This window comes from Loktanella agnita (genome assembly GCF_046640325.1).
Lineage (GTDB): Bacteria > Pseudomonadota > Alphaproteobacteria > Rhodobacterales > Rhodobacteraceae > Yoonia > Yoonia agnita.
The window spans coordinates 195532-207460 of the sequence record NZ_JBJMBF010000008.1 but is presented as its reverse complement, the minus strand read 5'-3'; the positions used below and the strand labels follow the sequence as shown (position 1 = coordinate 207460).

The following is an 11929-nucleotide window of genomic DNA, read 5'->3' as shown; positions in this document are numbered from 1 at the left end:
TTCCCGTGGTCAACGTGACCAATCGTACCAATGTTTACGTGCGGCTTGTTACGTTCAAACTTTGCCTTAGCCATTTTCAGCGGGCCCTTAATTTTTGAGGGGCCATAGCGGCCCGGTCCAACATCGCGGGCGATGTATTGGGAAACGCGCCGGAAATCAAGTAGCATACGGCATGCTGTGACGCATATGTGCGTCCCGGCGCAGGAAAAGGAGGTATCCGGTCATGGAACTCGGTGCATTTTCGATCAGCCTGAACGTCAAAGACGTGACTGCATCCAAGGCGTTCTACGAAAAGCTCGGCTTTACCCCGTTCGGCGGCGACGTGGCCCAAGGCTGGCTGATGCTGCGCAATGGGACCACTGTGATTGGTCTTTTCGGTGGTTTTCTTGAGCGCAACACGCTGACCTTCAATCCGGGCTGGGATCAGGAGGCGAAAGATCTCGATGCGTTCGACGATGTGCGCGCTATCCAGAAGCAATTAAAGACGCAGGGCGTGGCCTTTGTCAGCGAAGCAGACGAAGGCACCACCGGACCAGCCAGTTTTGTCATTATGGATCCGGACGGAAATCCGATTCTGGTGGACCAGCACCGGTAGCGCGGCATGACGTTTTCCGGCCGCCGTGGGCAAATACATGGGGCCGGGCAGGCCTGAACAGCCTGCCCGATCAATAGGTTAGCCAACCGGTTGGTTGTCGTCCCGCTTGACTGCGATGATCGAAGACCGTGGCAGCATCCCTTCTCCATCCGGGAAAGGTGCCGCCGGATGCTGGATGCCAACGAACATGGTGCGCTTGTCGGCGGACCATGTCAGGCCGGTCACCTCGGACCCTTTTGGACCTGTCAGGAAGCGTTCGATCTGGCCTGTCACCGGATTACCGGCCAACATCTGGTTGTTGCCCATTCCGGCAAAACCGTCTTCGTTACTGTCGTCGCCGTCTGTTTGAATCCAGAGCAACCCGGTGCTGTCGAACATCATCCCATCGGGTGAATTGAACAGGTTGCCTGCGTTCACATTGGCGGACCCTTTGTTCAGATCGTCATGCACGGTTGGGTTTCCTGCCATCACATAGAGATCCCATGTGAAATTGGTGCTCGCATGGTCGTCCTCTGCCGGCCACCAACGCACGATCTGGCCGTAATTATTGGCGTCGCGCGGGTTGGGGGAATTCGGCACGGCACTGGCGGGATCGCCACCGGCATTGGTAAATTCTGGCCCACGGCGCGAGTTATTGGTCAGCGCGCAATAGGCTTCGACGGCGATGGGGTTCACGGCGACCCATTCCGGGCGGTCCATCGTTGTTGCCCCTACGGCAGAGGCCGCTGTTCGTGTGAAGATCGCGATTTCCGCGGCCTCCATGCCTGTGGCTTCTGGCGTCAACGCGACCCATTCACCGGTTTGATCAGTGTCGAATTTGGCAACATAGAGCTGCCCATCATCCAACAGTGCGGAGGTCGGACCACCGGGGGTGTAAACGCCATGAGAGACATATTTATACAAGAATTCGCCCCGTTCATCATCGCCCATATAGACGACGACACGGCCATCGGGGGCCAGAACGGCGGCGGCGTTTTCATGTTTGAACCGGCCCAGCGCGGTGTGCTTGATCGGTGTTGACGTCGGATCGCTCGGGTCGATTTCTACAATATAACCACAGCGATGCGGTTCATTGGGGTTTTTCGAAATGTCAAAACGCGCATCGAATTTTTCGTAAGCGTAGCGACCTTCCAGACCGATACCGTAGCGGGCGTAACCTTCCGGCCGCTCGAAATTCTCATCGGTCGAGCCGAAGTAGCCGTTGAAGTTTTCTTCACAGGTCAGATAGGTGCCCCAAGGGGTTTTGCCTGCGCCGCAATTGTTCATCGTGCCCAGCACAGTGGTGCCTGCGGGGTCAGCGGATGTCTGTAGCAGCGGATGCCCGGCGGCGGGGCCGGTCAGGGTCATTGGGGTGTTCTGCGTGATGCGCCGGTTCAGATCGCTATCGACCACTATATTCCAGCCATCGGGGCCTTCGGCCACTTCCATCACGGTCACACCTTGCATGTTTTGCAGTGTGGTGACGGCGTCGGCGCTGGTGACCTCACCACCCGACTGAGGCAAGTTAGCGCGTGTGTTGACGTATTCATGGTTCACCGCGATCACCTGACGGCCATCAACGACAAAGGCTTCCATCCCGTCGGTGTTTTCGCCAAAGACGCGGTCAGAACTGTCGACGCTGATGCCGGTCTGCTGGCTCAGTTCACCCGCATCGGAAAACAGCTTTTCCCCCCATTTTGCAACAGGTTGCCAGCTATAGCCTTCGGGCACATGGATGGTGGAATCTGTCTGGGCAGCAATCGGGGTAAAGCCGATGCGGCTGGCCGTCTGCGCCTCGGCTGAGGTGCTGGACATCAGGCCTGCGCCCATCACGGCAGCGCCTGATCCAAAGGCGACGACACTGCCAAGAAAGCCACGGCGGGATATGGCGCTATCGACCACATCGTCGAAATCTATGCGAGCGGGTGCCGGGCGCTGCAGTTCGTCCCATTCGTCCCAAGACAGATCATATGTATCGTTATCATTCATCCCACTGGCTCCTTGCTGGCGTGTTTCGCGCGGACCCTAGGGTGGGTTCTTTGCAGCTTTGTGACAGATGCGGCGATGCGGCAATTTGCGCGAAACGGTGTTGCGTGCCCCCTACCGCGCGGTGGTCGGAACCGCTGCTGTCGAATCAGGGGTTAACGCCTTTGCTTGCAGGGCAATGGTAGGCCGAAAACGCGTCGGACATCTATCGGACTTAGGTCGGACTCCAGCGCCCCACAGGTGGGGTTAAACATGCGTGCGGTGGAGAGTGTTAAAACCTGTTAAGAATTTCCCACGCGACGCAATGTCAAAGGCAGGAGCCATTCTTGAAACATGCAAACCGCCCGCTTTTGGGCGCCTTACTTTTTACCGCCCTGACCCTGCCGCAGATGGCCTCTGCCCAGCCGTGCGGCGGTCGTTATGCCACTGCGTCTGAGATGCTGGATAGTACCTATGGGGACTATGGCACGCTTTATTCGGGCGGAGAGCATAGGCGCACCCTCGACAGTGTTGCCGCGACGATTGATCTTTATCGGTTGTGGGAGGGCGTGCCAGATTTGCGGTTTCGCGATGTGGAAGGGAATTATGGCCCCAAACCGGAGCTGCCCAAATACATCTTTGGCCGCAACGAATGGGATGCCCATGACGTGCTGTCCGCAGGTTTGCCCATCATTCAGAACGCGCAGGGCGATGTGCCAACAATCGAGCGCCGTCATAAGATTGCAGTCGCGGCTGACTTGGCCACAACGCTGGGCCCATCAGCTGGCTGGTGGATTGCAGAAGGGATCGACCATCGTCTGAGTGAAGGTGAAAAACGTACACGCGCGATGGCGCAGGAGAATGATTTCGTCGATTGGCTGCAAATGGTCCTAGCCGCGAGCGATACGCCTTGGGCCTATGGCTGGACCATTCAGGGGCGCAATACTGTCGTGGACCCGATGATTGGCGATATGGCGCGCCATAGCCGCAACCGCCCTGACACCCCCGCCTGGCGGGTCGCCACGGCGATGTTGGCAGAAGATGGGACCGAAATTCCCGAAGAGCTGACGACTGAGGTTGTGACCTGCGGCGCTTCACCAGCGGGTTACGCCGAATGGGCGGTCCTGCGGTTTGAAATATTGCGGCAAGGCGCGGCGTTACAGGATCGTGATCAGGCATTGCTGCCGCCGGCTCTGTATCGCGACTCGTTTATGCACAAGACGCGGGTCGCGATGGCGAGCGGTGGGCCGTTGGCAGAATTGGCAAATCTCCTGCCCGACGATCCCGACCTTGCCGCGTGGTTCAATGTCGCCCGCACCTACGCGGCAAGATTGTTAGACGCATTGGCCGCAATCCATGCCGGGGCGCGCTATGACCCCAAGAGCCTGCGCGCATTGAATGTGTTGTCGGTGGCGGACCTGCTAGAATTTGCCAATGCACCGGGGATACGTCCCGATTTACGCGCCCGCATTCATATTGTCGCCTTTTGTAGGCTAATCGCTTTGCAACGCTGGTCAGAAGCTGAAGGCCTGCTGCCGCAACTGCAAGACATGTTTCCCGACCACGCCCCGCAGATCGCCGCAATCACCACACGCCGCTGGCCGCGTGATGTGCGGATGGCGCTGATTGCGTCGGAACTGCCAGAGGCATCGGTCACACTGTATCACGTTGACGGACAGATGACGCGCAGTGGTGACTATGGCATTTGGCTAAGTGCGCAAGCAGGCTATAGCATGGATATGATGCAGTCCCTGCGCAGCGGCGCTTTTCTGCGCCGCGATCTGGAGGTCTGGATGCAGCTTCCGAACCGCTGGAGCAGCTATTTCACAACGAAAGGATATTCGGTTCCTTTCATGACCCGCGCCCATAGCCGTGTGACAGATAGACGCGACCAGCGACGTTTACGTCCGGTCTGGACCGGGCGAGTCACGCTGCCCGCTGATGGGATTCTATCGTTGCGTGCGTTGGATGAAATCCCGTTTCTTGGATCACAAACCGGGTTCACCCGCCAAATCAGCGAGTCCCTGATCCGCTGGGCGCAGGCAAGCCGTGATACTGCCCTGCTGCGCCGGTTTGAACCCCGCGAGACAATGGCAGATGGGCTGCGGCAGGTGGTGCTGATCGCCCGTCATCATGACGTCGGGCAGATCGGCGGCGTTCCCATGGCGCAGGCGGCATTTGCGCTATTGCACCGCAAATTCCCCGATAGTACGGCTGCTGCGCAGACCCAATATTGGCATCATTGTACCACGCGATGTGAACCGTAAGGTGGGTTTCAACCCACCCTACTGGTCCGGTCCTAGCTGAATTTGTTGTTTTTCGGGAAGCCGTAAGGTGCCCGTTTCCCAACGCCAGCGCGAGCGGCTTTCCATTCGGTCATATCCGGTTCGGTTCGGGTTTTACCGCCGCCCATTTGCCATGACAGCCCGTCCTCCCACTTGAAAGTCGTCAAATCGGCCAAGCCGCCGTCGAGTTCCAGCATCCCCTGCCGCCCGGTGGCTTTCTTGTATTTCTGAATGCGCACGCCTTTGCCCCGATTCATTTCCGGCAGTTCATCAACCGGGAAGACGAGGAATTTGGCGTTTTCGGACACAACGGCGATATGATCCCCCACCACCCGGTGGCAAATTTTGGCAATCGTGTCTTTGACGTTGAGCACCTGTTTACCGGTCCGGGTCTGGGCCAGAACTTCGGTTTCCGGCACGACAAAGCCGTTGCCTTCGGCCGAGGCCACGATCAGTTTTGCGCCCGGTTTGTGGATCAGGATATCAAGGATTTCCACATCATTTGGCAGGTCGATCATCAGCCGCAGGGGTTCGCCCATGCCGCGCCCGCCGGGCAGGTTGGCCGCGCCCACCGTGTAGAACCGCCCGTTGGCCCCAAAGACCAAAAGCTTGTCGGTGGTTTCCGCGTGAAAGATGAAGCGCGGGCTGTCGCCATCTTTGAATTTCAGCTCGCGGTTCAGGTCGATATGGCCGGTCATCGCCCGAATCCAGCCCATCTGCGAGCAGACAACGGTGATCGGTTCGCGTTCGATCATCGCTTCGAGCGGGACCTCAACTACCTCTGCCGCTTCGGCGAATTGCGTGCGCCGTTCGCCGCCGGGGCTGGATTTGCCAAAGATCTTGCGGGTTTCTTTGAGTTGCTCGGCAATCTTGCCCCATTGCAGATCATCGCTGGCCAGCAGCGCTTCGATCCCGGCGCGTTCTTCGCGCAGCGCGTCGCGTTCCTTGATCAGTTCGATCTCTTCCAGCCGCCGCAGGCTGCGCAGCCGCATGTTCAGGATCGCTTCGGCCTGTACTTCTGTCAGGGTGACTTCAGGGTTATCACCGCTGGGCGAGACGTAATCTTTTTCCGAGGTCGCGCGGGCATGGGGGTTGGCCCAATCCTCGGCCATCAAGGCCTGTTTTGGGTCGTCATCATAGCGGATGATGTCGATCACCCGGTCGAGGTTAAGGAAGGCGATGATGAACCCTTCGAGCACTTCGAGCCGGTGGTCGATCTTTTCCAGCCGGTAGTGGCTGCGCCGGATCAGCACGTCGCGCCGGTGGTCGAGGAAGGCGCGCAGCACTTCCTTGAGGCTGCAGACCTTGGGGGTCAGCCCGTCAATCAGCACGTTCATATTCAGGCTGAACCGCGTTTCCAGATCGGAGTTGCGGAACAGCATGCTCATCATCACTTCGGGGTCCACCGTTTTGGCCCTCGGTTCGAGCACGACGCGCACATCCTCGGCGCTTTCGTCGCGCACATCGGCCAGCAGCGGGACCTTTTTGGTCTGGATCACCTCTGCCAGTTTTTCGATCAGCTTGGATTTTTGCACCTGGTAAGGGATTTCGGTGACCACGACCTGCCATGTGCCACGGCCCATATCCTCTACCTCCCATTTGGCGCGCAGGCGGAAGGCGCCGCGCCCGGTGCGGTAGGCTTCGGCGATATTTTCCTGCGGTTCAACGATGGTCCCGCCCGTGGGGAAATCGGGGCCGGGGATGTAGTTGAGCAGCGTATCGTCGCGTGCGTCGGGCGTTTTGATCAGATGCAGGCAGGCGTCGATCAATTCGTGCAGGTTATGCGGCGGGATGTTGGTGGCCATACCCACGGCGATGCCAGTGGAGCCATTGGCCAGCAGGTTCGGGAAGGTGGCAGGCAGCACAGAAGGTTCGGTCAGCCGCCCGTCGTAATTGTCGCGGAAATCGACGGAGTCTTCGGACAGCCCTTCCAGCAGGGCCTCGGCGGCGGCGGTCATCCGCGCCTCTGTATACCGGCTGGCGGCGGGGTTATCGCCGTCGATGTTGCCAAAGTTCCCCTGCCCGTCGACCAGCGGGTAGCGCACGTTGAAATCCTGCGCGAGCCGCGCCATCGCGTCATAGATCGCGGCGTCGCCATGTGGGTGGAAATCACCCATCGTGTCGCCGCTGATCTTGGCCGATTTCAGGAAACCACCCGTGGGCGACAGCCGCAGCCGCGACATCGCATAGAGAATCCGCCGGTGCACCGGTTTCAAACCATCACGCGCATCGGGCAGCGCCCGGTTCATGATCGTGGACAGGGCATAGGTCAGATACCTGTTGCCGATGGCCTGGCGCAGGGGTTCGGTTACTTCGTTCAGGCCGGTTTCCGGCTCACTGCTCTTATCACTCATGGATTTGGTTTAGCCGTGTCCCGAACAGCCGTAAAGCCAGATTGGAACCAAACGCGCGTTCGGCGGTTGTAGGTACATAAACGGAACTATGATAAAATCGATTGGTAACGATCGGTTTGGGGATGTGGCCGATGCCAAAATATATGTATGTAAGCTGTCTTTTTCTTTTCTGGGCCTTCTACGAGATGTCCGGCGGCGCTGATTTCCAGCCCCCTGCCCGGCCCGAAATGGTGGCAGAGGTTGAACCCGAAGTCCCGGCAGCACCCCTGATCGTCATCACCGAGACCGCCGCCCCTCAGGAAGAAATCCTGACCGCATCAAGCGCGGATGAGGCAGACGCAACGTTGATCAACGCCGCGATTTCAGCCGGTGCCGAGAATTCGGCGGAAGTGCCCGAAACGCTGACTGCCGGAACCATCGCCACCGCTGAACCTACCCTGACCGAACCCGTGGCCGAGGTTGCTGCCGACCCGATTGATATGCGTCTGGTTGCCGCTGACTGGGTGAACATGCGTGATGGCCCAAGTACAACCTATGCCGTTCTGGATACACTGCCCAATGGCACCGCGGCAGAGGTGATCGAAGTCAACAGACGTGGCTGGGCGCGGGTGCGTCTTGCTGAAACCGGCCGGGTTGGCTGGATGGCTGAGCGGCTTCTCGCAGAGAAATAAGCATCGCTTGTCAGTGCAGCGTCATCCGGGCACAAGTGACGGATGACGCAGAAGACAATTCTTATCACAGGCTGTTCGTCCGGCATCGGCTATGGCACCGCACACGATCTGCGCGATGCGGGTTGGCGCGTTTTTGCAAGCTGCCGCAAACCTGACGATTGCGAGCGCCTGAAGGCCGAAGGGTTTGAAAGCCCGCTGATTGATTATGCCGATGCCAATAGCATCGTGAACGGATTGGCCGAAGTTTTAGAAGCCACGGATGGCACGCTGGATGCGCTGTATAATAACGGCGCATTTGCCTGCCCCGGCGCGGTGGAGGATCTGCCCGTTGCTGCCTTGCGTGCCATCTTTGAAACCAATGTGTTTGGCCTGCACGAGCTGACCCGGCTGGCGATCCCGGTGATGCGCGCGCAGGGGCATGGGCGGATCGTGAATTGTTCTTCGGTCTTGGGGTTGGTCCCGATGAAATGGCGGGGTGCCTATGTTGCCAGTAAATTCGCGCTGGAAGGGCTGACCGATGTGTTACGCATCGAGATGGCGAATACCCCGATCAAAGTAGTGTTGATCGAACCGGGGCCCGTTACTTCAAATATCCGCGTCAACTCGATCCCGCATTTCGAAAAATGGGTTGACTGGGAAAACTCCGCCCGCGCCGATGAATATCGCGATGTGCTGTCGCGGCTGTATGAAGAGAGCGGCCCTGACCGGTTTGAACTGCCCCCTGCCGCCGTATCAAAGAAACTGCTGCATGCGCTGACGTCGGCCCGGCCCAAGCCGCGCTATTATGTCACGACCCCCACTTATTTAATGGGTTTTCTACGCCGTATCCTGCCCACCCGCTGGCTGGATGCGCTGATTCTGCGCGCCTGAGGGTTTTCTTTGCCCCGGTAGCTGCTACATCGCGGGGAACAGAATTGAGAGGACCAGATCATGGCCGGAGATCCGCTATTTTGGCTTGTTGTTGTTGCCGTTTTGATCGTGCTGGGCATCCTGCTTTTGGGGGTTGGCAGCTTTGGCAAGGGCGGTGAGTTCAATCGCAAGAACGCGAATAAAATCATGCGCTGGCGGATCGGGGCGCAGTTCGTTGCGGTGCTGCTGATCCTCCTGTTTGTCTATCTGCGCGGGGGAAATTAAGCATGGTCGTTCTGAACAAGATCTACACCAAAACCGGCGATTCAGGCGAGACGGCGCTGGGCAATGGCAGCCGCGTCGCCAAGCATGCATTGCGCGTGAATGCCTATGGTACGGTGGATGAAACCAACGCGACCGTCGGTCTGGCCCGGCTGCATGCAAGCGGCGATATCGACGCGCAATTGGCAATGATCCAAAATGACCTGTTTGATCTGGGCGCTGATCTGTGCCGCCCGGATATGGACAAGGATGCCGAGGCTGAATATCCGCCGCTGCGCATGTCGCATGGGCAGGTAGATCGGCTAGAAGCCGAAATCGACGCTATAACCAAAAACGTGGAACCATTGCGCAGTTTTGTCTTGCCCGGCGGGTCGGCATTGTCCGCGCATCTGCATCTTTGCCGGACCGTATCGCGCCGGGCAGAGCGGCTGACGGTGGAACTGGCCGCGACGGAACAGGTGAATGCGGCGGCCGTGAAATACCTGAACCGCTTGTCTGACTGGTTTTTTCAGGCGTCGCGCATTGCCAATGATAATGGCAAGGATGACGTCTTGTGGGTGCCGGGCGCGAACCGCTGACGCGGGCGCGGCCTGCGTGATCCGCTGGCGTGGGGAGACCCAGAATATTCAAATATTCTGATTAAAAATCTTCGAAGATTTTTACGGCCGCTGGCGCTGCGCGATTTGCGGTACGGCGGCGCCCCAGATTTTCGGGGCGTCTTTGGCGATCAACCTGTTTTGCATCTTGTCTAATGCCTGCAAGGCAAGTGCCGCATCGCCTGTCTGGGCAAGCGCCTTTTCATAAGCCTGCCGCACCGATCGCGCCGTCCAGGGCAGGCTGGCGGTTGCTACCCATGCGCGCAGTTGCGGCGGTAGCCGGTCGAATTCCTGCATGGGATTGCGCGCCCGGTTGCGACATCTCAAACTGGTTTTTCCGCGATTGCCGGCCATCGTGTTCCTCGCCCTTTGGTTCATGCCATGCGCTGAGCAGAAATAAGTTATGCTATAACATAACGTATCTGCAATCCCCGACATGCGCGTCATCAGTGACGCGCATCTCAAAAACGTGGCGTCGGTGGCCCTTAGCGTGTCGATTTAGCACTGTTTTCGACAGGCGACGCACGATAACAACGGCCTGAGAACAAAATATTTCAGATTCTTATGGGAGAGAAACGCCAATGAAGGTCCTTGTGCCGGTCAAACGCGTGATCGACTACAACGTGAAAGTTCGTGTGAAAGCGGATGGTACGGGTGTCGATCTCGCAAATGTAAAGATGTCGATGAACCCGTTTGACGAGATTGCCGTCGAAGAGGCGATCCGTCTGCGTGAGGCTGGCAAGGTCGAAGAGGTCGTTGCTGTCTCAATCGGTGTGAAACAGGCACAGGAAACGCTGCGCACGGCGCTGGCCATGGGTGCAGATCGCGCCATTCTGGTCGTCGCCTCCGATGATGTGCATCAGGATATCGAGCCGTTGTCCGTGGCCAAAATTCTGGCGGCCATTGTCAAGGAAGAAGACCCCGGCATGGTGATCTGCGGCAAACAGGCCATCGACAACGATATGAACGCCACGGGCCAGATGCTGTCTGCCCTGCTGGGCTGGAGCCAGGCCACATTTGCATCCGAGGTGAATGTCGATGGCGATCATGCGACCATCACCCGCGAGGTTGATGGCGGGCTGCAGACGATCAAGGTCAAGATGCCAACCATCGTGACCGTTGATTTGCGCCTGAACGAGCCGCGCTATGCATCCCTGCCCAACATCATGAAGGCCAAGAAAAAGCCTTTGGATGAAAAAACACCTGCCGATTACGGCGTGGACGTGACCCCGCGCCTAAGCGTGGTCAGCACCGCCGAGCCAGAGGCGCGCAAAGCCGGGATCATGGTCGGCTCTGTCGATGAGCTTGTGGCGAAACTCAAAGAAGTGGGGGCTGTCTGATGGCTGTTTTGTTGATTGGTGAAGTCACCGATGGCGCGCTGGCGCTGGATGCGACGGCCAAGGCTGTTGCGGCGGTCAAGACGCTGGGCGATGTGACGGTGCTTTGCGCCGGGGCGTCCGCAACTGCGGCGGCGGAAGAGGCTGCAAAGATTGATGGCGTGGCCAAGGTCCTGTGTGCCGAAGATGCCGCATTGGGTCACCGCCTTGCGGAACCCACGGCTGATCTGATCGTGTCGCTGGCGGGCGATTATGATCACATCGCCGCCCCGGGCACGACCGACGCCAAGAACGTGATGCCCCGCGTGGCAGCCCTGCTGGATGTGATGGTGATTTCGGAAGTGACGGGCATCGTGGATGCCGAAACGTTCGAGCGCCCGATCTATGCCGGCAATGCGATCCAGACGGTCAAATCCGCTGATGCCAAGAAGGTCATGACGATCCGGACGGCAGGCTTTGACGCGGCTGGCGCTGGTGGTTCTGCTGCGGTCGAAACCATAGGCACGGCTGGCGATCCCGGCCTGTCGGAATGGGTCGAGGATAAGGTCGCGGCGAGCGACCGGCCAGAGCTGACCTCGGCGGGCGTGGTTGTGTCCGGCGGGCGCGGTGTGGGGTCGGAAGATGACTTTGCCCTGATTGAAAAGCTGGCGGACAAGCTGAACGCGGCTGTGGGTGCGTCCCGCGCGGCGGTCGATTCGGGCTATGCCCCGAATGACTGGCAGGTTGGGCAGACTGGCAAGGTGGTGGCGCCTGATCTTTATGTGGCTGTCGGCATCTCTGGCGCGATCCAGCACTTGGCCGGGATGAAGGACAGCAAGGTGATCGTTGCGATCAACAAGGACGAAGACGCGCCGATTTTTCAGGTTGCTGATTTCGGGCTGGTTGCCGACCTGTTCACCGCTGTGCCTGAGCTGACTGAGAAGCTGTAAACGCGGGCGACCGCGACAGTTTCGAGAACATTGAAATGATTGCGCCCTTGCAGAAATCTGCGAGGGCGCAATCGTTTAGAGGGCCCG

At 58.7% G+C, this 11929-nt stretch carries 11 protein-coding genes; 8 read left to right on the top strand and 3 right to left on the bottom strand.

Translation table 11 applies throughout. From position 1 onward, the window contains the following. The first annotated feature begins 223 nt into the window (after positions 1-223). A complete protein-coding gene (locus ACJ5NV_RS11510; RefSeq protein ID WP_411643838.1) occupies positions 224-595 on the top strand; it encodes a VOC family protein in 372 nt (123 codons plus the stop codon). Between the two features lie 78 nt (positions 596-673). Here the strand turns inward: ACJ5NV_RS11510 and ACJ5NV_RS11505 are convergent, their stop codons facing one another. After that, the gene (locus ACJ5NV_RS11505; protein ID WP_411643837.1) at positions 674-2563 is read right to left on the bottom strand and encodes a PhoX family protein; all 1890 of its coding nucleotides are present in this window, start codon (positions 2561-2563) and stop codon (positions 674-676) included. A gap of 323 nt (positions 2564-2886) precedes the next feature. Here ACJ5NV_RS11505 and ACJ5NV_RS11500 point away from each other — a divergent pair, with 323 nt between their 5' ends. Then, positions 2887-4806: a hypothetical protein gene (locus ACJ5NV_RS11500; protein ID WP_411643835.1), complete on the top strand. Its 1920-nt coding sequence runs from the start codon at positions 2887-2889 to the stop codon at positions 4804-4806. A gap of 32 nt (positions 4807-4838) precedes the next feature. Here ACJ5NV_RS11500 and ACJ5NV_RS11495 read toward each other — a convergent pair whose 3' ends face one another. After that, on the bottom strand, positions 4839-7178 hold the full coding sequence (locus ACJ5NV_RS11495; RefSeq protein ID WP_411643833.1) for a DNA topoisomerase IV subunit A: 2340 nt from the start codon (positions 7176-7178) through the stop codon (positions 4839-4841). 131 nt (positions 7179-7309) lie between these two features. Here ACJ5NV_RS11495 and ACJ5NV_RS11490 point away from each other — a divergent pair, with 131 nt between their 5' ends. Genes ACJ5NV_RS11490 through ACJ5NV_RS11475 form a run of 4 tightly spaced genes read left to right on the top strand, consistent with a single transcriptional unit; the run spans position 7310 to position 9558 of the window. Further along, positions 7310-7849 (top strand): SH3 domain-containing protein, encoded by a 540-nt coding sequence (locus ACJ5NV_RS11490; RefSeq protein ID WP_411643831.1) that lies wholly within the window; start codon positions 7310-7312, stop codon positions 7847-7849. 42 nt (positions 7850-7891) lie between these two features. Next, positions 7892-8719 (top strand): SDR family NAD(P)-dependent oxidoreductase, encoded by an 828-nt coding sequence (locus tag ACJ5NV_RS11485; RefSeq protein WP_411643829.1) that lies wholly within the window; start codon positions 7892-7894, stop codon positions 8717-8719. A gap of 60 nt (positions 8720-8779) precedes the next feature. After that, the gene (locus ACJ5NV_RS11480; protein WP_411643828.1) at positions 8780-8983 is read left to right on the top strand and encodes a twin transmembrane helix small protein; all 204 of its coding nucleotides are present in this window, start codon (positions 8780-8782) and stop codon (positions 8981-8983) included. A 2-nt stretch (positions 8984-8985) separates the two neighbouring features. Then, positions 8986-9558 carry a cob(I)yrinic acid a,c-diamide adenosyltransferase gene (locus ACJ5NV_RS11475; RefSeq protein WP_411643826.1) on the top strand — a complete coding sequence of 191 codons (573 nt, stop codon included), beginning with the start codon at positions 8986-8988 and terminating at the stop codon, positions 9556-9558. A gap of 81 nt (positions 9559-9639) precedes the next feature. Here ACJ5NV_RS11475 and ACJ5NV_RS11470 read toward each other — a convergent pair whose 3' ends face one another. Further along, positions 9640-9930, bottom strand: a complete 291-nt coding sequence (locus ACJ5NV_RS11470) for a DUF6525 family protein (protein ID WP_411643824.1) — start codon at positions 9928-9930, stop codon at positions 9640-9642. Positions 9931-10157: 227 nt separating this feature from the next. Between ACJ5NV_RS11470 and ACJ5NV_RS11465 the strand changes: the two genes are divergently transcribed. Together ACJ5NV_RS11465 and ACJ5NV_RS11460 are read left to right on the top strand one after the other, a co-directional pair. Further along, positions 10158-10916, top strand: coding sequence for an electron transfer flavoprotein subunit beta/FixA family protein (locus ACJ5NV_RS11465; RefSeq protein ID WP_411643823.1), 759 nt, complete (start codon positions 10158-10160; stop codon positions 10914-10916). Continuing rightward, a complete protein-coding gene (locus ACJ5NV_RS11460; RefSeq protein WP_411643821.1) occupies positions 10916-11842 on the top strand; it encodes an FAD-binding protein in 927 nt (308 codons plus the stop codon). Before ACJ5NV_RS11465 ends, ACJ5NV_RS11460 begins: the two co-directional genes overlap by 1 nt. Positions 11843-11929 lie beyond the last annotated feature (87 nt).